Source organism: Methyloversatilis sp. S146-33 (genome assembly GCF_059552495.1).
Window position 1 is genome coordinate 39,417 of sequence record NZ_JCANOT010000025.1, and the last position, 21,114, is coordinate 60,530.

Annotated in this window: 22 protein-coding genes and 2 tRNA genes; all 24 read right to left on the reverse strand. The window is 64.9% G+C overall.

Going from position 1 to position 21,114, the window contains the following annotated elements; genetic code table 11:
* Positions 1–42 precede the first annotated feature (42 nt).
* Complete coding sequence (locus AC51BJ_RS09085; RefSeq protein ID WP_496280012.1) at positions 43–1,377, reverse strand: SLC13 family permease; 1,335 nt, start codon at positions 1,375–1,377, stop codon at positions 43–45.
* A gap of 145 nt (positions 1,378–1,522) precedes the next feature.
* Positions 1,523–1,599: transfer RNA gene (locus tag AC51BJ_RS09090), tRNA-Pro, on the reverse strand.
* Positions 1,600–1,667: 68 nt separating this feature from the next.
* Positions 1,668–2,036, reverse strand: a complete 369-nt coding sequence (locus AC51BJ_RS09095) for a MerR family transcriptional regulator (protein ID WP_020163956.1) — start codon at positions 2,034–2,036, stop codon at positions 1,668–1,670.
* Entirely contained in the window at positions 2,020–2,328 is a 309-nt protein-coding gene (locus AC51BJ_RS09100; RefSeq protein ID WP_008062640.1) for an integration host factor subunit alpha, read from the reverse strand. The genes AC51BJ_RS09095 and AC51BJ_RS09100 overlap by 17 nt, the downstream gene beginning before the upstream one ends.
* Positions 2,329–2,361: 33 nt before the next feature.
* A complete protein-coding gene (pheT, locus tag AC51BJ_RS09105; protein WP_496280013.1) occupies positions 2,362–4,731 on the reverse strand; it encodes a phenylalanine--tRNA ligase subunit beta in 2,370 nt (789 codons plus the stop codon).
* 12 nt (positions 4,732–4,743) lie between these two features.
* On the reverse strand, positions 4,744–5,775 hold the full coding sequence (gene pheS, locus AC51BJ_RS09110; RefSeq protein ID WP_496280014.1) for a phenylalanine--tRNA ligase subunit alpha: 1,032 nt from the start codon (positions 5,773–5,775) through the stop codon (positions 4,744–4,746).
* A 69-nt stretch (positions 5,776–5,844) separates the two neighbouring features.
* Positions 5,845–6,204 (reverse strand): 50S ribosomal protein L20, encoded by a 360-nt coding sequence (gene rplT, locus AC51BJ_RS09115; RefSeq protein WP_024300567.1) that lies wholly within the window; start codon positions 6,202–6,204, stop codon positions 5,845–5,847.
* A gap of 12 nt (positions 6,205–6,216) precedes the next feature.
* The gene (rpmI, locus tag AC51BJ_RS09120; protein ID WP_019919094.1) at positions 6,217–6,414 is read right to left on the reverse strand and encodes a 50S ribosomal protein L35; all 198 of its coding nucleotides are present in this window, start codon (positions 6,412–6,414) and stop codon (positions 6,217–6,219) included.
* A 164-nt stretch (positions 6,415–6,578) separates the two neighbouring features.
* Positions 6,579–7,166: a translation initiation factor IF-3 gene (gene infC, locus AC51BJ_RS09125; protein WP_081627197.1), complete on the reverse strand. Its 588-nt coding sequence runs from the start codon at positions 7,164–7,166 to the stop codon at positions 6,579–6,581.
* Positions 7,129–9,051, reverse strand: coding sequence for a threonine--tRNA ligase (thrS, locus tag AC51BJ_RS09130; protein WP_496280015.1), 1,923 nt, complete (start codon positions 9,049–9,051; stop codon positions 7,129–7,131). Before thrS ends, infC begins: the two co-directional genes overlap by 38 nt.
* A 196-nt stretch (positions 9,052–9,247) precedes the next feature.
* A tRNA-Val gene (locus tag AC51BJ_RS09135) sits at positions 9,248–9,324 on the reverse strand.
* Positions 9,325–9,389: 65 nt separating this feature from the next.
* Positions 9,390–10,181 carry a 3'-5' exonuclease gene (locus AC51BJ_RS09140; RefSeq protein ID WP_304007000.1) on the reverse strand — a complete coding sequence of 264 codons (792 nt, stop codon included), beginning with the start codon at positions 10,179–10,181 and terminating at the stop codon, positions 9,390–9,392.
* A 40-nt stretch (positions 10,182–10,221) separates the two neighbouring features.
* Positions 10,222–10,632, reverse strand: a complete 411-nt coding sequence (locus tag AC51BJ_RS09145) for a YdbL family probable chaperone protein (protein ID WP_496280016.1) — start codon at positions 10,630–10,632, stop codon at positions 10,222–10,224.
* Positions 10,629–10,808, reverse strand: coding sequence for a hypothetical protein (locus AC51BJ_RS09150; protein ID WP_496280017.1), 180 nt, complete (start codon positions 10,806–10,808; stop codon positions 10,629–10,631). The genes AC51BJ_RS09145 and AC51BJ_RS09150 overlap by 4 nt, the downstream gene beginning before the upstream one ends.
* Positions 10,809–10,831: 23 nt before the next feature.
* A complete protein-coding gene (locus AC51BJ_RS09155; protein ID WP_496280018.1) occupies positions 10,832–12,841 on the reverse strand; it encodes a translocation/assembly module TamB domain-containing protein in 2,010 nt (669 codons plus the stop codon).
* A complete protein-coding gene (gene cysM, locus AC51BJ_RS09160; protein WP_496280019.1) occupies positions 12,825–13,727 on the reverse strand; it encodes a cysteine synthase CysM in 903 nt (300 codons plus the stop codon). Before cysM ends, AC51BJ_RS09155 begins: the two co-directional genes overlap by 17 nt.
* Positions 13,728–13,754: 27 nt before the next feature.
* Positions 13,755–14,462: a ComEA family DNA-binding protein gene (locus tag AC51BJ_RS09165; protein ID WP_496280020.1), complete on the reverse strand. Its 708-nt coding sequence runs from the start codon at positions 14,460–14,462 to the stop codon at positions 13,755–13,757.
* 37 nt (positions 14,463–14,499) lie between these two features.
* Positions 14,500–15,450, reverse strand: a complete 951-nt coding sequence (gene rfaE1, locus AC51BJ_RS09170; protein WP_496280021.1) for a D-glycero-beta-D-manno-heptose-7-phosphate kinase — start codon at positions 15,448–15,450, stop codon at positions 14,500–14,502.
* 19 nt (positions 15,451–15,469) lie between these two features.
* Positions 15,470–16,645 (reverse strand): lipopolysaccharide assembly protein LapB, encoded by a 1,176-nt coding sequence (gene lapB, locus AC51BJ_RS09175; RefSeq protein ID WP_430433246.1) that lies wholly within the window; start codon positions 16,643–16,645, stop codon positions 15,470–15,472.
* A gap of 12 nt (positions 16,646–16,657) precedes the next feature.
* On the reverse strand, positions 16,658–16,894 hold the full coding sequence (locus tag AC51BJ_RS09180) for a LapA family protein (RefSeq protein ID WP_496280022.1): 237 nt from the start codon (positions 16,892–16,894) through the stop codon (positions 16,658–16,660).
* 11 nt (positions 16,895–16,905) lie between these two features.
* Positions 16,906–17,211: an integration host factor subunit beta gene (locus AC51BJ_RS09185; RefSeq protein WP_019919106.1), complete on the reverse strand. Its 306-nt coding sequence runs from the start codon at positions 17,209–17,211 to the stop codon at positions 16,906–16,908.
* 97 nt (positions 17,212–17,308) lie between these two features.
* The gene (gene rpsA, locus AC51BJ_RS09190) at positions 17,309–19,015 is read right to left on the reverse strand and encodes a 30S ribosomal protein S1 (protein ID WP_024300568.1); all 1,707 of its coding nucleotides are present in this window, start codon (positions 19,013–19,015) and stop codon (positions 17,309–17,311) included.
* A gap of 121 nt (positions 19,016–19,136) precedes the next feature.
* Positions 19,137–19,802, reverse strand: a complete 666-nt coding sequence (gene cmk, locus AC51BJ_RS09195; protein ID WP_430433244.1) for a (d)CMP kinase — start codon at positions 19,800–19,802, stop codon at positions 19,137–19,139.
* Positions 19,799–21,094, reverse strand: a complete 1,296-nt coding sequence (gene aroA, locus AC51BJ_RS09200) for a 3-phosphoshikimate 1-carboxyvinyltransferase (protein WP_496280023.1) — start codon at positions 21,092–21,094, stop codon at positions 19,799–19,801. Before aroA ends, cmk begins: the two co-directional genes overlap by 4 nt.
* Positions 21,095–21,114: the final 20 nt, after the last annotated feature.

Sequence of the window (21,114 nt, forward strand, 5' to 3'; positions counted from 1 at the left end):
GCGGACTATAGCACGGCGCCGCGCACAGCCGTCCGGACGCGTTCAGAGCACGCCGACGAGCGCGGAAATCACCAGGATGCAGACCAGGTTGAGCAGCAGCCCGCACCGCATCATGTCGCGCGCCGCCACGTCGCCGGTGCCGAACACCAGAGCGTTCGGCGGCGTGGCGACCGGCAGCATGAAGGCACAGGACGCCGAAATCGCCACTGCTACCGCCAGTCCTCGCGGATCGAGGCCGACGTCGGGTGCCAACGCGACGAGCAAGGGCACCAGCAGCGCCGCGGTAGCGGTGTTGCTCACCAGCTCGGTCAACATGACCACGAAGGCCACCACGCCGAGCACGATCAGCCAGCCGGGCGCGTCGACCATCACGCCCAGCAGACGGTCGGACAGATAGCTGCTTGCGCCGCTCCTTCCTAGCACGGCACCGAGTGCAAGCCCACCGCCGAACAGCAGCAGCACACCCCACTCCGTCTGCCGCTCGACGTCCTTCCACTCAACCGCCCGGCCGGCCACCAGTGCGATGAGCACGATCAGTGCAATCAGCGCATCGATGTCGCCGGCCACACCGAGCAGGCGACCGAGCGGGGCGCCGAACACCCAGGCCAGCACCGCGCAGGCAAACACGATGAGCGTCAGAAGCGCGCCCGGTGTCCAGGCGTAATGCTCGTCCGCCAGCAAGGGCGCGTCGCCGTCGACAGGTGGCCGCAACAGGAGCCACAGCACACCGACCATCAGCGGCATAAGCAGCAGCACCGCCGGAATGCCGAAGCGCATCCACTCGGCGAAGCCGATTCCCGCCTGCGCCGCCGCGATGGCGTTTGGCGGGCTGCCGACCAGAGTGCCGATGCCGCCTATGCTGGCGCTGTAGGCGACCCCGAGAAGCACGAAGGTGCGCTCGCGCGCATCCGCCGTGGCGGGTAGCAGTCCGAGCGCAAGCGGCAGCGCCATGACGGCCGCCGCCGTGTTGCTGATCCACATCGACAGCGCGGCAACGAGCCCGAACAGCAGCAGATGGGCGCGCAGACGGCGTCCGCCGGCGAGGGCCATCACACGACGTGCAAGCAGACGATCGAGGCCATGCCGAGACAATGCGGCGGCGAGCGCGAAGCCACCGAGGAACAGGAAAATGATGGGATGGGCAAAGGGCGCGAGCGCCTGCTGTACGCTCATCAGACCCGACAGCACCGCGCACACCGGCACCAGCAGCGCGGTGAGGGTCAGTGGGAGCGCCTGGGTCAGCCACAGTGCGCCGATCAGCACGAAGATGGCCAGACCAGCGCGCAGGGCGTCATTGGCCGGACCAAGGACATAGACCGTCAGCGCGATCAACGTCCCCGCCACGCCGCCGGTCATCTGCACGGACAGAGCGGGCATGCGCATGGACTTCCTCCGTGCGGAGCAATACGACGGCGCGCTCCGCAACGCTCCGCCACGGTGACCGCCAGAAAGCAAAAAGCCGTTCCGGAACGGAACGGCTTGAGCAGATCGGCCAGTGCATCAGTACTGCCGGAAAAACAAATGGTCGGGGCGGCGGGATTCGAACTCGCGACCCCTTGCACCCCATGCAAGTGCGCTACCAGGCTGCGCTACGCCCCGACTCAGCCTGCAAGTATAACAGCGGACTGCCGCTTGAGGGGTCGCGATGAGCTAAAAATGAAGCGCGTTCAGCTCAACAGATCGCGCAGCGCTTCGAGTTCGCTGCGCAGCGCCGCGACGTCGATGCCGCCGGTCGATGCAGCGTCGGCTGCCGCCGCACGCGGATCGGAATCGTCGAGCCGGTTGCGCGCGCCGCTGATGGTGAAGCCTTCCTCGTACAGCAACTGGCGGATACGGCGCACCAGCAGCACTTCGTGGTGCTGGTAGTAGCGCCGGTTGCCGCGCCGCTTCACCGGCTTGAGCTGGGTGAATTCCTGTTCCCAGTAGCGCAGCACGTGCGGCTTCACGCCGCACAGTTCGCTGACCTCGCCGATCGTGAAATAGCGCTTGGCAGGAATTGCAGGCAGCGCCTGCGATTCCTTATTCGTCGTTTCCATCGTAGGCGATGCCCTCGACTGCCGACTTCAGTTTCTGACTGGCATGAAAGGTGACGACGCGCCGCGCCGTGATCGGAATCTCTTCGCCGGTTTTCGGGTTGCGGCCGGGCCGCTGCGGCTTGTCGCGCAGCTGGAAATTGCCGAAGCCCGACAGCTTCACGCCGTCGCCGCTTTCAAGCGCATCGCGGATCTCGTCAAAAAATGCTTCGACCATATCTTTGGCTTCGCGCTTGTTCAGCCCTACCTGTTCGAACAGCATCTCCGCCAGTTCGGCCTTGGTCAGTGTGGTCATGCGGCTCCCTTCAACTTCTGTCGCCCTGCCGCCTCAGGCGCGCAGCCTTGCCCCGAACTCACGCTGTGCATAGCTCACCAGTTCCTGCACGGCCGCGTCGACTTCCGCGTCCGCCAAAGTACGTTCAGTATCTTGCATAAGTATACGGAAAGCAAAGCTTTTTTCCGTATCCGCAATGCCTTTGCCCTGATACAGGTCGAACAGTGCGATCTCCTGCACGATGCCTGCCGCGACGTTCCGCAGACCGTCGAGCACAGCCGATGCGGCGGTCGTCCGCGGCAGCAGCAGCGCGATGTCGCGACGCACCGAGGGCTGACGCGACAGCGTGCGATGGGCCGGCATCGGCACTTCGAGCAGAGGTTCGAGATCGAGTTCGAACAGCACCGGCGCCGAACCCAGCTCGTAACGCTGGACCAGTTCCGGGTGCAGCTCTCCGATGCAGCCGATGACCTGTCCGTCGAGGCTGACCGATGCAGACCGCCCCGGATGCAGAGCGGGATGACGCGCCACCGCGAAGGTCGCCTGACGCGGCCACAGCAGCGCCTCGATGTCGGCCTTCACGTCGAAGAAGTCGACCGCACGCGTAGCGACGCCCCACTGTTCGGCACTGTCACCGCCCCAGGCAAGCGCAGCGATACGCAGCGTCTGTGCATAGCCGGCAACCGGCTGGGCACCGGCATCCTTCGCGAAGCAGCGGCCGATCTCGAACACGCGCACGCGCTCGGTCTGGCGACGGCGGTTGGTGGCAACGTTGTCGACCAGACCACCGATCAGCGTCGAGCGCATGACGGACATCTGGCTGGCGATCGGATTGGCGAGCACGACCGGCGCGTCGTTGCCTGCGAAGTCGCTTTCCCAGCGACGTTCGACGAAGGCGAAATTGATCACCTCCTGGTAATCGCGGTCAGCCAGCAGGTGACGCAGCGCAAACGCGCCGCGTCGCGCTTCCGGCAACACCGGCATCGCCAGGCGCCCCACCGGCGGCACGGTCGGGATGTTGTCGTAACCGTGCAGACGCGCCAGTTCCTCGATCAGGTCTTCCTCGATGCGCAGATCGAAGCGCCAGCTCGGCGGCTGCACGATGAAATCACTGCCATCGCGCGAGAACGCGAGGCCAAGGCGGCCGAGCAGCGCAGCGATCTGGTCGTCGCTGAAACGGATGCCGAGCACGCGCGCCGCGCGGGCCGGACGCAGGCGAACCGGATCGCGCGACGGCAGTGCGGTGATCTGGTCATCGACCGGACCCGCCTGGCCGCCACACAGTTCGAGGATGAGCTGACTGACGCGCTCGACACCGGCCACCGTGTCGGCGAAATCGACGCCACGCTCGAAACGATGCGCCGCTTCGCTGGAGAAGGCGTAACGACGGGCGCGGCCCTGGATCGCATCGGGCAGCCAGAAGGCCGCTTCGACATAGACGTTGCGCGTGTCGTCGGTGCAGGAAGTCGACGCGCCGCCCATGATGCCGGCGAAGCTCTCGACACCGGCGTCGTCGGCGATCACGCCGCAGTCGGTGGTGAGTTCGATGGTCTGTTCGTTCAGCAGCACCAGCTTTTCACCCGCCTTCGCCCAGCGCACATGCAGACCGCCCTGCACGCGATCGAGATCGAACACGTGGTTCGGGCGGTTCATTTCCAGCATCACGTAATTGGAAATGTCGACCAGCACCGAAATCGAGCGCATGCCCGCGCGCTCCAGGCGGCGCTTCATCCAGTCCGGCGTCGCCGCACGGGCGTTGACGCCACGGATGACGCGGCCTGAAAAACGGCCGCACAGATCGGCGTGCTCGACCTTCACCGGCAGTACGTCGGCGATGCTCACCGGTGCGGTGGCAACGGTCGGCAGGCTCAGCGGCGCACCGGTCAGCGCGGCGACCTCGCGCGCGATGCCGGTCATGCCGAAGCAGTCCGCCCGGTTAGGCGTGAGCTTGATGACGAACACGTTGTCATCGAGATCAAGGTATTCACGGATGCTGGTACCCACCGGCGCGTCGGCCGGCAGCGCGAGCAGACCGGAGGCCTCTTCCGAGATGCCCAGTTCGCGTGCCGAACACAGCATGCCGCTGCTTTCGACACCGCGCAGCTTGGCGCGCTTGATGTCGATGCCCGGCAATTTCGCGCCCACCGTGGCGCAGGGCACCTTCATCCCTGCGGCGACGTTCGGTGCGCCACAGACGATCTGCAGCGGCTCGCCGCCCGCATTGACCTGACAGACGCGCAGGCGATCGGCGTCCGGGTGCGGAGCGACCGACAGCACTTCCGCAACCACGACGCCGGTGAAAGGCGCCGCCGCCGGATCCAGTTCCTCGACTTCGAGGCCGGCCATCGTCAGCAGGTGAGACAGCGCTGCGGTATCGATCTCCGGATCGACAAAGCTGCGCAACCACTTTTCGGAAAATTGCATGTCAGTGAAACCTCAGCGGAACTGGCTCAGGAAGCGCACGTCGCCGTCATAGAACAGGCGCAGATCATTGATGCCATAACGCAGCATGGTCAGGCGATCCGGGCCGAAGCCGAAGGCAAAACCGGTGTAGCGTTCGGCGTCGATGCCGCAGTGACCCAGCACGTTCGGATGCACCATGCCGCAGCCGGCGATCTCCAGCCAGCGCCCGGCCAGCGGCCCGCTCATGAAGGCGACATCGATTTCCGCCGACGGCTCGGTGAAGGGGAAGAAGGACGGACGGAAGCGCACATCCAGCTGGTCGGTCTCGAAGAAGCGATGCAGGAAGTCGCTCACCACACCCTTGAGGTCGGCGAAGCTGACCGATTCACCGACCCACAGGCCTTCGACCTGATGAAACATCGGCGAATGCGTGGCATCGGAATCAACGCGATAGACACGGCCCGGCGCAATGATGCGGATTTCCGGCATCACGTCGGCGCCCGCATGACGCGCCACGTGCGCCTGCATGTAGCGCACCTGGATCGGGCTGGTGTGGGTGCGCAGCATCACGTCGCTGGCACCTTCCAGATAGAAGGTGTCATGCATCGAACGCGCGGGGTGGTTTTCCGGCGTGTTCAATGCGGTGAAGTTATGGAAGTCGGTTTCGATCTCCGGGCCATCCGCGACGTCGAAGCCGATGCCGCGGAACAGCGTTTCGATGCGCTCCAGCGTGCGCGATACCGGATGCAGACCGCCACGACCGCGACCACGGCCGGGCAGCGTGACGTCCAGCGCTTCTTCCGCGAGCCGCGCTTCCAGTGCCGCACGGCGCAGCGCGTCGCGACGAGCCTCCAGTGCCGACTCGACCTTCTGCTTGGCGACGTTGATCGCCGCACCCGCTTCCTTGCGCGCTTCGGGATCGAGCTTGCCCAGCCCCTTCAGCAGTTCGGTCAGGCTGCCCGACTTGCCGAGATAGCGCGCCTTTACCTGCTCGAGCACGACCGCATCGGCCGCGGCAGAAAAATCGGATTCAGCTTGCGAAACAAGGGCTTCCAGATCACTCATCGACTTCTACCCAGGTATTTCAGGGACAAAAAAAGGAGGCCTGGCCTCCTTTTTTTGCGTACGGGACGCTCAGGCGGCGAGCTTGGCCTTGGCCTGGTTCGCAATGGCGGCAAACGCAGCCTTGTCGAACACGGCGAGGTCAGCCAGCACCTTGCGGTCCACCTGGATCGACGCCTTGTTCAGGCCGTTGATCAGCGTGGAGTAAGTCATGCCCAGCTCACGTGCGGCGGCGTTGATACGCACGATCCACAGCGAACGGAACTGACGCTTGCGTTGACGACGGTCACGGTAGGCATATTGCCCCGCCTTCATCACCGCTTCTTTGGCGATCCGGTAGACACTGTTGCGACGGCCGCGGTAACCCTTGGCCTGGTCAAGAACTTTCTTATGACGGGCACGTGCCGTCACGCCACGTTTCACTCTCGGCATGGTTCGGCCTCCTTATGCGTAGGGCAACATGTTGCGGACGCGTGCGTCGTCCGTGGCGTGCACCGCCGTCGTACCGCGAAGCTGACGCTTCGACTTGGTGGTCTTCTTGGTGAGAATGTGGCGCTTGAACGCCTGCGAACGCTTGATGCTGCCGCTCGCCCGGACCTTGAAGCGCTTCGCAGCGCCCTTCTTGGTCTTCATCTTGGGCATGACAAAAACTCCATTTATGTCATCTTCACAGGTGGCCGCGAACCCCTCGCTGCACTTTCAGACCCGTGAATACTTGTTTTGCCGACACTGATGTGTCGGCGACGCGAGGCTTTTGCCTCGCGCATCGCCCGGTATCACCCCGGCAGATTCCTGAGAAGCGTCGGTCAGACCTTCTTCTTCTGGGGAGCCAGCACCATGATCAGCTGTCGCCCTTCAAGCTTCGGAAACTGCTCGACCACGGCCAGCGCCTCGAGATCCGTCTTGACGCGCTCAAGCAAGCGGATACCGAACTCCTGGTGCGCCATTTCACGACCGCGGAAACGAAGGGTGACCTTCGCCTTGTCGCCGTCCTGAAGGAAGCGTGTCAGGTTGCGCAGCTTGATCTGGTAGTCACCCTCGTCCGTACCCGGACGGAACTTGACTTCCTTGACCTGGATCTGCTTCTGCTTCGACTTCGCCTCGGCAGCACGCTTGGCTTCCTGGTACTTGAACTTGCCGAAGTCCATCAGACGACAGACCGGCGGCTTGGCAAGCGGCGCAATTTCGACCAGATCGAGCCCGGCCTCTTCCGCCATGGCCAACGCCTGGCGTGAAGACATGATTCCAAGCTGTTCGCCCTCGTCGCCTACGAGGCGGATTTCAGGGGCGTTGATCTCCGAATTGGTGCGCTGCGATTTTTGCTGACTGATGCTCGTACTCCCGAGACGAAAAAAATCAAGCCGTGCGATCGATGCCCCGGGAAGCGATTTCATCAGCGAAGCGCTGAATCAGGTCGCTCAAAGGCATCTGCCCGAGATCGATATTTCCGCGGGCACGCACGGCCACCACGTTAGCAGCCTTCTCCTTGTCGCCTACGACAATCTGGTAAGGCAGCTTTTGCAAGCTATGTTCGCGGATTTTATAGTTTATTTTCTCTCCGCGCAAATCGCATTCGACGCGCAGACCGGCGTCGCGTAGCGCATTTGCAACGGTTTGAGCGTAATCGGCCTGGGCTTCGGTGATGCTCATCACAACCGCCTGCACCGGCGCGAGCCACAAAGGGAAGTTTCCGGCGTGGTTTTCGATCAGGATGCCGATGAAACGCTCGAGCGAACCGAGCACGGCGCGGTGCAGCATGACCGGTCGCTGGCGCGAGTTGTCCTCCGCCACGTACTCGGCGTGCAGACGCTCAGGCAGCACGAAGTCGAGCTGCAGCGTGCCGCACTGCCACGAGCGACCGATCGCGTCCTTGATGTGGTACTCGATCTTCGGACCATAGAAGGCCCCCTCGCCCGGCAGTTCCTCCCACTGCATGCCGGATGCCGACAGCGCATCACGCAAGCCAGCCTCGGCGCGATCCCACACGTCGTCGGAACCGGCCCGCTTCGGCGGACGCAGCGACAGCTTGACCGCGACGTCGGTGAAGCCGAAATCGCGATACACGGTCTGCAGCAATTCGTTGAAGGCGATCACCTCCGACGTGATCTGACCTTCGGTGCAGAAGATGTGCGCGTCGTCCTGCACGAAACCGCGCACGCGCATCAGGCCATGCAGCGCGCCGGACGGCTCGTTACGGTGGCAGGAGCCGAATTCGGCGATGCGCAGCGGCAGGTCGCGATAGGAATGCAACGTGTTGTTGAAGATCTGCACGTGGCCGGGACAGTTCATCGGCTTCACTGCGTAGTCGCGCTTTTCCGATTCCGTGGTGAACATGTTCTCGCGGTAGTTCTCCCAGTGGCCGGACTTCTCCCACAGCACACGGTCCATCATCAGCGGCGTCTTCACTTCGCGGTAGCCGGCGCGGTCGAGCGCATTGCGCATGTACTGCTCGATCTGCTGCCACACCACCCAGCCCTTCGGGTGCCAGAACACCATGCCCGGCGCCTCTTCCTGCATGTGAAAGAGGTCGAGCTGCTTGGCGAGGCGGCGGTGATCGCGCTTCTCCGCCTCTTCCAGCATGTTGAGATAGGCGTCCTGCTCGTCCTTCTTCGCCCAGGCCGTGCCGTAGATGCGCTGGAGCATTTCGTTCTTCGCGTCACCGCGCCAATAGGCGCCGGCCACCTTCATCAGCTTGAACACCTTGAGCTTGCCGGTAGACGGCACGTGCGGGCCGCGGCACAGGTCGATGAAATCGCCTTCGCGGTACAGCGACACGTCCTGGTCGGCCGGAATCGACGCGATGATTTCCGCCTTGTAGTGCTCGCCGATGGAATTGAAGAAGTCGACGGCCTTGTCGCGCTGCCACACCTCGCGCGACACCGGGATGTCCTTCTTCGCCAGTTCGGCCATGCGCTGTTCGATCGCCACCAGATCTTCCGGCGTGAACGGCCGCTTGTACGAGAAGTCGTAATAGAAGCCGTTGTCGATCACCGGTCCGATGGTCACCTGCGCGTCGGGAAACAGCTCCTTCACCGCGTACGCGAGCAAGTGGGCCGTCGAGTGGCGGATCATGTCGAGGCCGTCGGCGTCCTTGTCGGTCACGATGGCCAGCTGCGCGTCGTTCTCGATGACAAAGGAGGTATCGACGAGCTTGCCGTCCACACGGCCGGCCAAGGCCGCCTTCGCAAGACCTGCGCCGATCGATGCGGCGACGTCGCGCACCGTCACGGCGGATTCGAAACTGCGGACCGAACCATCAGGCAGGGTGATGTTGACCATGGTCTTGCTCCGGAAATCGGTAACGGGGATGTAATGAAATCTATGGACGAAAAAAAAGTGCGGCCTTGGCCGCACTTTTCTGTCTGCGCACGTCAGAACGTGCGTCTTTGGCTGCAGGCCTCAGGCAGTGATCGATACCGGGGTGAAACGAGTTCGCGGTGTCATAACGCTGCCTTTCAAGCCCTGCAGTGTGTGTTGGTAGGCGCGATTGGACTCGAACCAACGACCCCCACCATGTCAAGGTGGTGCTCTAACCAGCTGAGCTACGCGCCTGAAGAGAGCGCGCAAGTATAGCGAAATCTCGCTCCCGTTCAAGACATTTTTTCACGCCGGCCGAGTCAGGCTGTTTTCCACGCGGCAAGATATTCCTTCCAGTGCTCGCCCGGCTGGGCCGCCAGCCACTCGCGGACGAAAGCGATCTCGGCATCGTACTGCGCGCGGTCCAGCACGCCACGCATCAGCTGGAAGCGCTGGAAGACGAGGAAGGTGTTCAGTACGTCGGTTTCGCAGTAATCGCGGATGCCGGCAATCTCGCCGCGCTGCCAGGCACCCCATACCGCCGAACCATCCATGCCCAGCTTGCCGGGGAAACCGATCAGCTTCGCCAGATCGTCGAGCGGCGCATTGCCACGGCCCTGATACAGCGCGAGCAGGTCCATCAGGTCGAGGTGGCGCGAATGGTAGCGACTGATGTAGTTGTTCCACTTGAATTCGCGTGCGTCCGGCCCGTCGCCCTCGCCCATTTCCCAATAGCGCGGCGCGGTCACGCCGTGAATCAGACCGCGGTAGTGCAGCACCGGCAGGTCGAAGCCGGCGCCGTTCCACGACACGATCTGCGGCGTCAGCTTCTCGATACCCTCGTAGAAGCGCTGGATGATCTGGCCCTCGCCGTTCTCCGGCTCGGACAGCGACCACACCTTCAGCGATTTCGCATCGCGCAGCGCGCACGAAATGACCACCACGCGCTGCAGATGCAAGGGCAGGAAGTCGTGACCGACAGCGGCGCGACGTTGCTGGAAGGCGAACTCGGCCACCTCGGCGTCGGACAGCTCATCCGGCAGATTGTTGAGCGCGCGGATGCCGGCGACGTCCGGAATGCTTTCGATATCGAATACGAGTACGGCGGCCATGAGAATCCCGTGATGACTTTGCGTTGTTGTTCGAATGCAGTTACTTGCGCGACCACTGCCCGCCGGACTGGATGTACCAGCCCGACTGCGCGCGCTCGATCCAGCGCTGTGCGAAGGTCGAGCGGATGTCCGCCTCCCATTCCGGGTGACCGTTGGCGCGGGCGATCTCGCGGTAGAGGGCGGCGCGGTCCGTGTTCTCCTGCGCAACAAGGCCCTGTACCGCCTGCCGTTGCGCCAGCGGCACCGCATTGGCATCGCGCAGCACGACAGTGCCATCGGCACCCAGACCGACCGCACCGGACGCGTAATGCGGCGCAAGCTGCGTGTGTCTTGCCTGCATGCTTGACTTGATCTGGCTGATCGCCGGCGTGTTGATCTCGATATTGCCCTGCGCCCAAGCCGTCGCCGCCCACATCGCGCCGAGCAGGACCATGCGTTTCAGTGTGTTCATTGCTGATTTCCCTCCGGCTGGGCCTTGCTGTCCTGTTCCTTCTTCAGCTGCCACACCTCGTCGATGATGCGGTCGGCTGCCTTTTCTGCCGCTGCAGCGGGGAAATAGATATTGATGGTGACGCACGCCGCCGACAGCGCAGCGCCCATCAACATCAGGCAGATCGTCCTGGTCATTGCACTTGTCATCGTGTCTCCATTCATTTGACGACCGGCTTTGCGTCGGTCACCCGCCGCAGTCGCTCGATCAGCTCCGGCCAGTCGACGCGCCGATTGTAGCCAACCACGCTGAGCGCCGGGATGCCGCCGCCCTCGATCAGCATGAATCCGTCGCCGCGCGGCGCGATGCCGTCCATATCGCACACCCCGTCGCGCAGCACGCAGGACAGGCCGATCCGGCGATAGCCGAAGCGCTCGAAGAAACCGAGGAAGCTGCGCTGTATCGCCGCCGCCGCACCCGGCCCGCCAAGCGCGGTAATGTTCTGCACCGCTCTCTGGCTGATCACGCGCGGATAGTCACCCTCACTCGACCGTATGTGCGCAGCGAAGGCCACGGGCCGCCAGCGCAACAGTTCCAGCCCCTTCACGTCGCCGTCGAGACGGCCGGTGACGCGGCCGAACTTCACCGTGTCGGTCAGCGCCTCCAGATCGATGTAACGCATCTGGAGGTCGGCAAGAACACGCGGCGTCGTCCCGAGGGGTTCGATGACGCGCAGCCCGGTGGCGGCAACATAGCCGTCGAACACGCGGATCAGCAATTGACCGTCCAGTGAGAGCACGCCGTCGCGCCAACTCACGTGCGGCACGCTGGCGCCCAGGCTGCCGGCCATGCGCGGCAGGCCCAGCGCTTCGCTCAGTTCCGGCATCGACACCGGCTCCAGATCAAAGGACAGATCGCCGCGCCAGCGGCCGTCGGCCCTTTGGAAATCGAGCAGATTGAGTCGCAGCCCGGCATCGAGCACCGGGATGCGCACCGATTCGAGCGACACCCGGTCGGCCGCCACGCGTGCTTTCAGTTCGAAGGCACCGAAGGGCAAGCGGTCGAAGTGCGCCGACGTGACCGCTGCGTGCGGCTCGGTCGGCGCATCGCGCCGCCACGGGAAAAGCGCGGTCACGCCGTCGAGCGACCAGCGCCCCGACTTGTCGGCGACCGCCGCGTTGGCCAGGTGCAGCGTCGCGGCCGTCACTCCCTGTGCGTCGAACTCGGCGACAAGATCGGCGCGGCCGGACACTGCGAAGGTCGGCCAGCCGCGCGCGGCGAACAGCGGTTCGACAAAGCGCGTGTTCAGCGCGTCGAGATCGAACGAACGGCCCTCGACGCGCGCGCGCGTCAGCGTTGCCGGCGACCGCGCGAAGAGCGCCTCCAGGTTCAGCCGCCCGACGCCGGCCAGATCCAGCGTGCCGGCGCGCAGCTCAAGGCTGCCGGCAGTCAGCGCGAAATCGCTCGCCAGCGTCGTTCCGCCACCCTTCAGATAGATGCTGTCCCACAGCAGTTCGCCGGCCCGCCAGTCAATCGAGGCGCGACCGAGCCAGTCCTCACCCTGCCGGGTGGCGTCAAGAGCGAGCGCGAGCGACATGCCCTCGGCGGCACGCAGGCCGTCAGCCGACGCGAATCGTGCATCGGTCAGCAGCAGACGCGCCTCGACATGCGGGGATCGGGCGGCGCCGAAATCCGTCAGCACGGCTTCGACGTCGGCGCGCCCTGCCGGCGCGTAGTCCTTCAGCAAAGACTTCAGCGCGGGCTCGAGCGCGAGCAGGCGGGCGATATCGACCGCCTTGGCCTGTAGCGTCAGATGCGGGTGCGCGCCAGCCAAGGCGCCGCCGACCGTGACACGCAGGTCCGGCGAGAAGCGGACATTCGCGTCGAGCACCCGTTGCGCACCACGCACCGAAAACTCGAGCGGCCACGGGCCATAGCCGCGCGCGCGCAGCACCCCACCGCGACAGCGCTGTTCGGGCAAGGCGGAAAAATCCGCGCAGTCGAGCTGCACCTGCTGCAGCGTGTGCCCGGCGATCTGCGCCCGTACCGCACGGACGCGCGCACGGCCACCGTCCAGCGCCGTGGCCTCGACGTGCACGTCGTCCAGCGTGATGGCCGACGCCGACAGCCGGTCGAAGCGAAGCTGGAACGCGGCACCGGCGGCGAGCGGCATCGCCGCCAGCGTCAGCGCAAGAAGGAAGCCCCGCAGGCGATCAGGAAGGGAAAACACCCGTGGAGAGGTAGCGGTCGCCGCGGTCGCAGACGATGCTGACGATGGTCGCATTCTCGACCTCGGCCGCGATGCGCAGCGCGACGACCATCGCGCCGCCCGAGCTGATGCCAGCGCAGATGCCCTCTTCACGCGCCAGGCGGCGGGTCATTTCCTCGGCGTCATGCTGGCCGACGTACTCCAGCCGATCGACACGGCTACGGTCGTAGATCTTCGGCAGATAGGCCTCGGGCCACTTGCGAATGCCCGGAATCTGCGCCCCTTCTTCCGGCTGGCAGCCGATGATCTGGATCGCCGGGTTCTGCGATTTCAGATAGGTCGAGGTGCCCATGATGGTGCCGGTGGTGCCCATCGAACTGACGAAGTGGGTGACACGCCCGTCGGTGTCACGCCAGATCTCCGGCCCTGTTCCTTCGATGTGCGCGCGCGGATTGTCGCTGTTGCCGAACTGGTCGAGGATGACGCCGCGGCCTTCATCGCGCAGTTTCTCGGCCGTATCGCGCGCCAGTTCCATGCTGCCTTCCTTTGCCGTCAGCACCAGTTCTGCGCCATAGGCGGCCATGCTCTGACGACGCTCGATGCTCTGGTTCTCCGGCATCACCAGAATCATCCTGTAGCCGCGCATGGCCGCCACCATCGCCAGCGCGATGCCGGTGTTGCCGCTGGTCGCCTCGATCAGCGTATCGCCGGGCTTGATGTCGCCGCGCTCCTCCGCGCGCTTGATCATGGACAGCGCCGGCCTGTCCTTGACCGAACCGGCCGGGTTATTGCCTTCCAGCTTCGCCAGGATGACGTTGCCGCGACGGCCGTTGTCGGCGCCCGGAATGCGCTGCAGGCGCACCAGCGGCGTATTGCCGACGAAATCTTCGAGAGTCTTGTATTGCATGGCTGCCTTGGAGTCGGTGAGGCCGTCTCAGCGCGAGCCGGCCGGTTTGGGTGGCGCGCCCGCCGGCTTTGGCGGCGCGGACGATGGCGCATCTGCTGCAGTGTCGGCCGATGGGGCAGACGACTGGGCGGGCGCACTGCTGCCCGCCGGCCGGGGCGGCGCACCGGCCGGTCGTGCCGGCGGTGCGGAGGCGTTACCCGATGTGGCGTGCGCTGTGCCGCCTGCCGGACGCGGCGGCGGCGATGATGCGGCGGGTTTCGGTGCGCTGCCGACGGCGGGCCTGGCGGGCGGCACAGGCGCTTCGGGCACCGACACTGGAACTTGTGCAGGCGCCTGAGACGTGCCGCGCCGGCGCATCAATACGAAAGCGATCGCTGCGCCGACGGCAATGAGCGCCGCGATCCACCACGGGAAACCGCCGGACGACGCCGGCGCGGCTTCCGGAGCTGCGGGCACGTCGGCACGCGGCGCGGCGGATGCCGGCGCGCCCGCGCCGACGACCAGAAGCGGCTTCAGTTCGGCAAAGGTCTTGTCACCGATGCCCTTCACGTTGCGCAGTTCGTCCACCGAGGTGAAAGGCCCGTTCTTCGTCCGGTGCTCGATGATGGCCTGCGCTCGGCTCGGCCCGACGCCGGGCAATGCGTCGAGTTCGGCTTCCGTGGCACTGTTCAGGTCGAGTACTGCGAAGGCGGGCGCGGCAAGCAGGCACAGCAGCATGCAGAACAGGCGACGCATGACGACTCCCGGAACGATGACCGTGGAAGGATACCGCTCAGGCGGCGCCGTGGCGCAGGTCGGCGGCGAGTTCGTCGAGCGCGCACACGGCGGTGCCCAGCTTGCCGACCACGATGCCGGCGGCACGGTTGGCCAGGCGCATCGCGTCGACCTGCGAACAGCCGCTGGCCATCATGACCGCCATGGTGGCGATCACCGTGTCGCCCGCGCCGCTGACGTCATATACCTCGCGCGCGAGCGCGCTCTCGTGCACCACGCCGTCGGCCGAATAAAGACTCATGCCGGCGTCCGAGCGGGTCAGCAGCAACGCACCGAGCCCAAGCTCGTCGCGCAGCGCGGTGGCGCGACGCGCCAGATCGTCGTCGTCAGCCCAGCTGCCGACCACCTCGCGCAATTCGCTGCGGTTCGGCTTGAGCAGCGTGGCGCCGGCGTAACGGGTGTAGTCGTCGCCCTTGGGATCGACCAGCACCGGCTTTCCGGCCGCACGCGCGATGTCCATCATGTCGCGGATGTCGGCCAGCGCGCCCTTGCCGTAGTCGGACAGGATGACCACGTCGACGTCCTTCACGCGGCGTGCGAAATCGTCGAGCTTGGCACACAGCACCTCGCGCGCCGGCGCACTCTCGAAATCGATGCGCAGCAACTGCTGCTGGCGGCCGATCACGCGCAGTTTGATCGTGGTATCCAGCTGCGGGTCTTCGTGCAGGCTGGCGGCGATACGCGCGGCCTTCATCTGCGCGCGCAAGGTGCGACCTGCGTCGTCGGCACCGACCACCGACAGCAGGCTCACCTTCGCACCGAGCGCCGCGCAGTTGCGTGCCACGTTGGCCGCGCCGCCCGGTCTTTCCTCGACGCGGTCGATCTTGACCACCGGCACCGGCGCTTCGGGAGAGATGCGCTGCACGTCGCCGAACCAGTAGCGGTCCAGCATCACGTCGCCGGCGACCAGGATGCGCGCGTTGCAGGTATCGGGAAGCGTCAGGCTCATGCGGTGCTCGGTGCGTTGATCAGGGTGTCAGGTCGAATTCTTCGGTGCGCTTGGGCGGATAGGTCTCCCAGCCGCCGCAGGCCGGGCAATGCCAGTGGAACTGGCGCGCCTTGAAGCCGCAGCTATCGCAACGGTAGCGCGCGACGCGCCGCGTGTGCGCGTGGATGATGTTCTTCATCAGATCGGAATCGGGGCGTGCCTCCGGCGGCAGCGTCTGCATTTGCGCCTCCAGCAGCTTGTCCAGGCCTAGCAGGGTCGGATTGCGGCGCAGTTCCTCACGCACGAGTGTCAGTGCGCCCGTCGGGCCTTCGGCGTCGAGTTCCTCCTTGAACACGACGTCGAGCAGATCGAGCGAGGCGTGCCGTTCGAGATAGCTCTTCAGCAGCGTGATGCCCTGGCGTTCGCGCCCGAGCTTGCGGTAGGCGTCGGCCATGCGCGAGGCCACCAGCGCCAGATAGACCGGATTCTGCTGCTCGATGCGCTGCCAGTGCTCGATTGCCTCTTCCCACTTCTGCTCAGCGGCGGCCGCATCACCGAGCAGCATCAATGCGCGCACGCACTTGCGATGCGTGGTCAGTGCCTCGCCGAGCAGGCTTCGCGCGTCGCCCATGCGGGACTGCGCCAGCGCCTGTGTGGCGAGTTCGCACAGGAACTGCGCGATGTCCTTCTGCGCACGGTGCGATTCGTTTTCCGGCAGCGCGCGGGCGATGTCTATCGCCTTGTGCCACTCTTTCTCCTGCTGGTAGATGTCCAGCAGGTGGTGCAGGGCCTCGATATCGACCGCACTGCCGCGCAGGCCGACGAATGCCTCCTCTGCGCGGTCCAGCAGTCCGGCCTTGAGAAAGTCGAGACCCAGTTCGAGGCGCGCATTCAGCCGTTGTTCGGCACGCACGTCCTCGCGGGCGGCGAGCGCCTGATGGATCTGGATCGCACGATCGGTTTCACCACGACGGCGGAACAGATTGCCGAGCGCAAATTGCAGTTCCACCGTCTGCGGATCCTTGCTGGTCGCCTCGATGAAGGAGTCGATTGCGCGGTCCGGCTGCTCGTTCAGCAGGAAATTCAGGCCGGCGAAATAGGAGCGCGGCAGCGCGCGCGACTCGCGCACGAGATGCCGGATGTCGATGCGCGCGGCAAGCCAGCCCAGCCCGAAGAAGAGCGGCAGGGCCAGGAGCCACCAGAGTTCGATTTCCATGTGGGAAGGGGGTCAGTCGGCGGTCGGCGATTGTCCGTCGTGCGCGGCGCGACTGCGCGCCAGCGACCACCCGGCCAATGCGCCCAGCAGGGCGCCGAAGAAGAACAGAGCGAGCAGTACGAGGGACAACTCCACGCGCCAGTCGTGTCCGAAGAAGAAGCGCACCGTCACCGGATCACTGTTACGGGCCGCGAGGCCGAGCAGCAACAGGAAGACGACGATGCGCAGCAGCCAGTTAAGTATCGCCATTGCGGCGGATGTCAGGCCACGAGGCCTGCAGTGTTCAGCGCGTTGTCGACGCGCTCGCGCAGTTCCTTGCCCGCCTTGAAATGCGGTACCCGCTTCTCCGGAACCATGACCTTCTCGCCCGACTTCGGGTTACGGCCCACGCGCGGCGGGCGATGGTTCAGCGAAAAGCTGCCAAAACCGCGGATTTCGATGCGATCGCCGCGCACCAGCGCTGCGGTCATTTCATCGAGGATCATCTTCACGGCGTAATCGGCGTCCTTGGCGACCAGTTGCGGGAAGCGGGTGGCCAACCGGGTGATCAGTTCGGATTTGGTCATGACGTATCAGATGAGCGATTTCAACCTTGCCGGGTGATGACAAGACAACGCCGCCCGCAGGCGGCGTTGTCACGTGAACACCGATCGTGCGAAACGATCAGGAGTTCTTCAGCTTCGCCTTCAGCAGCGCGCCGAGGTTGGTCGTGCCACTGCTGGCCGACGTACCCTCTGCCTGGATCTTCTGGATGGCGTCATTCTGTTCAGCCTGATCCTTCGCACGCACCGACAGCGTGATCGAACGGGTCTTGCGGTCCAGATTGACGATCATCGCCTCGACCTCGTCGCCGACGTTGAGGATGGTCGTCAGGTCTTCGACGCGGTCACGCGAAGCTTCCGAAGCGCGCAGGTAGCCTTCGACATCTTCGTTCAGCGCGATCACGGCGCCCTTGGCATCCACCGTCTTCACGGTGCCGCGCACGACGCTGTTCTTGTCGTGGGTGGCGATGAAGTTGGTGAAGGGATCTCCATCCATCTGCTTGACACCGAGCGAGATGCGCTCGCGCTCGACATCGATCGACAGCACGACGGCCTCGACTTCGTCACCCTTCTTGTAGTTGCGCACGGCTTCTTCGCCGGGCAGCGACCACGACAGGTCGGACAGGTGAACCAGGCCATCGATGGCGCCGGTCAGACCGATGAACACGCCAAAGTCAGTGATCGACTTGATCTGGCCGCGGACCTTATCGCCCTTCTTGTGGTTCATCGAGAAGTCTTCCCACGGATTCGGCATGCACTGCTTCATGCCCAGCGAAATCCGGCGACGGTCTTCGTCGATCTCGAGAATCATCACTTCGACCTCGTCGCCCAGCTGGACAACCTTGGTCGGGTGGATGTTCTTGTTGGTCCAGTCCATTTCGGACACGTGGACCAGGCCTTCGATGCCTTGCTCGATCTCGACGAATGCGCCGTAATCGGTCAGGTTGGTCACCTTGCCGAACAGGCGGGTGCCCTGCGGGTAGCGGCGCGAGATGCCTACCCACGGATCTTCGCCCAGCTGCTTGAGACCCAGCGACACGCGGTTCTTCTCGGCGTCGAACTTGAGCACCTTGGCTTCGACTTCGTCACCGACCGCCAGCACTTCCGACGGGTGACGCACGCGGCGCCAGGCCAGATCGGTGATGTGCAGCAGGCCATCGATACCGCCGAGGTCGACGAACGCGCCGTAGTCGGTGATGTTCTTGACGATACCCTTGACGACGGTGCCTTCCTTGAGGTTTTCGAGCAGCTTTTCGCGCTCTTCACCGGCGGTCAGTTCGAGCACGGCGCGACGCGACACAACGACGTTGTTGCGCTTGCGGTCGAGCTTGATGACCTTGAATTCGAATTCCTTGTTCTCGTACGGCGTGGTGTCCTTGACCGGACGCAGGTCGACCAGCGAACCCGGCAGGAAGGCGCGGATGCCGTTGGTCATGACGGTCAGACCACCCTTGACCTTGCCCGACACCAGACCCTTGACGATGGAGCCATCGCCCAGTGCCTTTTCCAGTTCGTTCCATGCGGCGATGCGCTTGGCCTTGTCGCGGGACAGGCGGGTTTCACCGTAGCCATCCTCGAGCATTTCGATTGCAACGCTGACGTAATCGCCGGGGGCGACCGTCAGTTCACCGCGATCGGTGCGGAATTCGTCGATCGAGATGTAGCTTTCCGACTTCAGGCCGGCATTGACGACGACGAAATTCTGATCCACGCGCATGACTTCGGCGGTGATGACTTCACCGGCGCGCATTTCCTGGCGCGTGAGGCTTTCCTCGAACAGCGCGGCAAAACTTTCCATGGAGTCGGACGACTGGGCAACTTGGGACATTGGCAAAAGCCGCTTGCGCGGCAACGGGTTAGGTATGAACACAGCAGGGAGCGACTTGCTCGCCCCGTGCGCCTTGGACTGCCGACGTGCATCCGGAACCATCCGGAAGCAAACACGCCATTCAGTCCGCTTTCACTTTTTCCCACGCATCCAGCACGAACTGGACGGCGGCATCAACGGTCATCGAACTGGTATCGAGCAGAATGGCGTCAGGCAATTGCACCAATGGCGCATGTGCCCGGTTGCGATCCCGCTCGTCCCGTTCCCGCAAATCTTGCGAAAGACTTTCCAGACTAGCAGAAACACCTTTTTCGATCAACTGCTTATAGCGGCGTTCGGCGCGAATCTCGACGCTGGCGGTCAGGAACACCTTCAGGCGCGCGTCCGGGAACACCACCGAGCCCATGTCGCGGCCGTCGCCGACCAGCCCTGGCGCCTGGCGGAAGGCGCGCTGGCGCTCAAGCAGCGCCGCACGCACCGCACCATGGACCGCCACTTTCGATGCGCCGACCGAGGCCGCCTCGCTGCGCATGGCGTCCGACACCTCTTCGTCAGCCAGCCAGGTCGAGCCGTCGGCGAAGCGTACGTCGAGCGCTGCGGCGAGCTTCCCGAGCGCCGGCTCATCGTCGAGCGCAACGCCGGCACGCATAGCAGCCACAGCGGTGAGGCGGTAGAGCGCGCCGCTGTCCAGCAGGTGAAAGCCCAGTGCCGCCGCCACACGCGCGGCGACCGTACCTTTGCCGGAGGCCGACGGGCCGTCGATTGCAATGACCGGAACGTCGTTCATGCCGCCACCTCCGACCAGCGCCGGAAGTATTCGGGGAAGGTCTTGGCCACGCAGCCCGGGTCCATGATGCGCACCGGCACACCACCCAACGTGGCGAGCGAGAAGCACATCGCCATACGGTGATCGTCGTAGGTGTCGATGGCAGCCCCCGGCGTCAGGGTCGCCGGCGGCGTGATGGCGAGGTAATCGGCGCCCTCCTCCACCGTGGCGCCGAGCTTGCGCAGTTCGATCGCCATCGCGGAAATACGGTCGGTTTCCTTGACCCGCCAGCTGGCGATATTGCGCAGCCGGCTCGGGCCGTCGGCGAACAGCGCGCAGATGGCCAGCGTCATCGCGGCATCCGGAATGTGGTTCAGGTCAAGGTCGAATGCGCGCAGTCGACCGCCCTCGGGCGCGCGCGCCTCGATCCAGTTCGGCCCCATCGCCACCACGGCACCCAACTGTTCGAGCGCCTGCGCGAAGGCGACATCGCCCTGCACCGAGTCGCGACCGACGCCCTCGACACGCACCGGACCGCCGCCGATGGCCCCTGCGGCCAGGAAATAGGAGGCGGACGACGCGTCCCCCTCGACGAAGCACTCGCCGGGCGACACATAGCGCGCACCGGCCGGCAGATTGATCGCCGCCCAGCCCTCGCGCTCGGCGTTGACGCCGAACTGGCGCATCAGCGCCAGCGTGATGTCGACGTAGGGCTTGGAAATCAGCTCGCCTTCGACCTCGATGCGCAGTGCGCGGCCGGTCAGCGGCAAGGCCATCAGCAAGCCGGTCAGGAACTGGCTGGACACGTCGCCGCGCACGCGCACCACCGGCACTTCGTTGATCTGCGCCGGATGGATGCGCAAGGGCGGAAAGCCGTCGTTGCCCTCGTAGTCGATGCGAGCGCCAACCTGGCGCAGCGCATCGACCAGATCTCCGATCGGCCGCTCGTGCATGCGCGGCACGCCGTGCAGGCGGTACTCGCCGCCCATCAGCGCCAGCACGGCGGTGAGCGGACGGAAGGCGGTACCGGCATTGCCGAGGAAGAGGTCTGCCTTCTTGACCGGGAAGCGCCCACCGGTGCCGCTGATGACGTAGTCGTCGCCACCGGCGTGGCACCAGTTAACGGCCAGCGTGCGCAGTGCATCGAGCATGCGGTCGACATCGTCCGACGACAGCAGGTCGTGCAGCAGCGTATCGCCCTCGGCCAGCGCGGCCAGCAGCAAGGCGCGGTTGGAAATGCTCTTGGAGCCCGGAAGCCGCAGCGTGCCGCGTGCGGACGAAGCGGGCGAAAGGTCGAGGAATTCGGTTTTCATCGTGTTCGGGCGGCGCCCAT

Bases quoted from the DNA above. Each gene is read 5' to 3' on its own strand.
- AC51BJ_RS09100 (WP_008062640.1), bottom strand. From the start codon at position 2,328: ATGACCACACTGACCAAGGCCGAACTGGCGGAGATGCTGTTCGAACAG.
- AC51BJ_RS09085 (WP_496280012.1), bottom strand. From the start codon at position 1,377: ATGCCCGCTCTGTCCGTGCAGATGACCGGCGGCGTGGCGGGGACGTTG.
- pheS (WP_496280014.1), bottom strand. From the start codon at position 5,775: ATGAGTGATCTGGAAGCCCTTGTTTCGCAAGCTGAATCCGATTTTTCT.
- aroA (WP_496280023.1), bottom strand. From the start codon at position 21,094: ATGAAAACCGAATTCCTCGACCTTTCGCCCGCTTCGTCCGCACGCGGC.
- rfaE1 (WP_496280021.1), bottom strand. From the start codon at position 15,450: ATGAGCCTGACGCTTCCCGATACCTGCAACGCGCGCATCCTGGTCGCC.
- AC51BJ_RS09095 (WP_020163956.1), bottom strand. From the start codon at position 2,036: ATGGAAACGACGAATAAGGAATCGCAGGCGCTGCCTGCAATTCCTGCC.
- rpsA (WP_024300568.1), bottom strand. From the start codon at position 19,015: ATGTCCCAAGTTGCCCAGTCGTCCGACTCCATGGAAAGTTTTGCCGCG.
- AC51BJ_RS09165 (WP_496280020.1), bottom strand. From the start codon at position 14,462: ATGCGTCGCCTGTTCTGCATGCTGCTGTGCCTGCTTGCCGCGCCCGCC.
- AC51BJ_RS09180 (WP_496280022.1), bottom strand. From the start codon at position 16,894: ATGGCGATACTTAACTGGCTGCTGCGCATCGTCGTCTTCCTGTTGCTG.
- rplT (WP_024300567.1), bottom strand. From the start codon at position 6,204: ATGCCGAGAGTGAAACGTGGCGTGACGGCACGTGCCCGTCATAAGAAA.
- AC51BJ_RS09145 (WP_496280016.1), bottom strand. From the start codon at position 10,632: ATGAACACACTGAAACGCATGGTCCTGCTCGGCGCGATGTGGGCGGCG.
- cysM (WP_496280019.1), bottom strand. From the start codon at position 13,727: ATGCAATACAAGACTCTCGAAGATTTCGTCGGCAATACGCCGCTGGTG.
- thrS (WP_496280015.1), bottom strand. From the start codon at position 9,051: ATGGTCAACATCACCCTGCCTGATGGTTCGGTCCGCAGTTTCGAATCC.
- cmk (WP_430433244.1), bottom strand. From the start codon at position 19,802: ATGAACGACGTTCCGGTCATTGCAATCGACGGCCCGTCGGCCTCCGGC.
- pheT (WP_496280013.1), bottom strand. From the start codon at position 4,731: ATGCAATTTTCCGAAAAGTGGTTGCGCAGCTTTGTCGATCCGGAGATC.
- infC (WP_081627197.1), bottom strand. From the start codon at position 7,166: ATGAAATCGCTTCCCGGGGCATCGATCGCACGGCTTGATTTTTTTCGT.
- AC51BJ_RS09185 (WP_019919106.1), bottom strand. From the start codon at position 17,211: ATGACCAAATCCGAACTGATCACCCGGTTGGCCACCCGCTTCCCGCAA.
- rpmI (WP_019919094.1), bottom strand. From the start codon at position 6,414: ATGCCCAAGATGAAGACCAAGAAGGGCGCTGCGAAGCGCTTCAAGGTC.
- AC51BJ_RS09150 (WP_496280017.1), bottom strand. From the start codon at position 10,808: ATGACCAGGACGATCTGCCTGATGTTGATGGGCGCTGCGCTGTCGGCG.
- lapB (WP_430433246.1), bottom strand. From the start codon at position 16,645: ATGGAAATCGAACTCTGGTGGCTCCTGGCCCTGCCGCTCTTCTTCGGG.
- AC51BJ_RS09140 (WP_304007000.1), bottom strand. From the start codon at position 10,181: ATGGCCGCCGTACTCGTATTCGATATCGAAAGCATTCCGGACGTCGCC.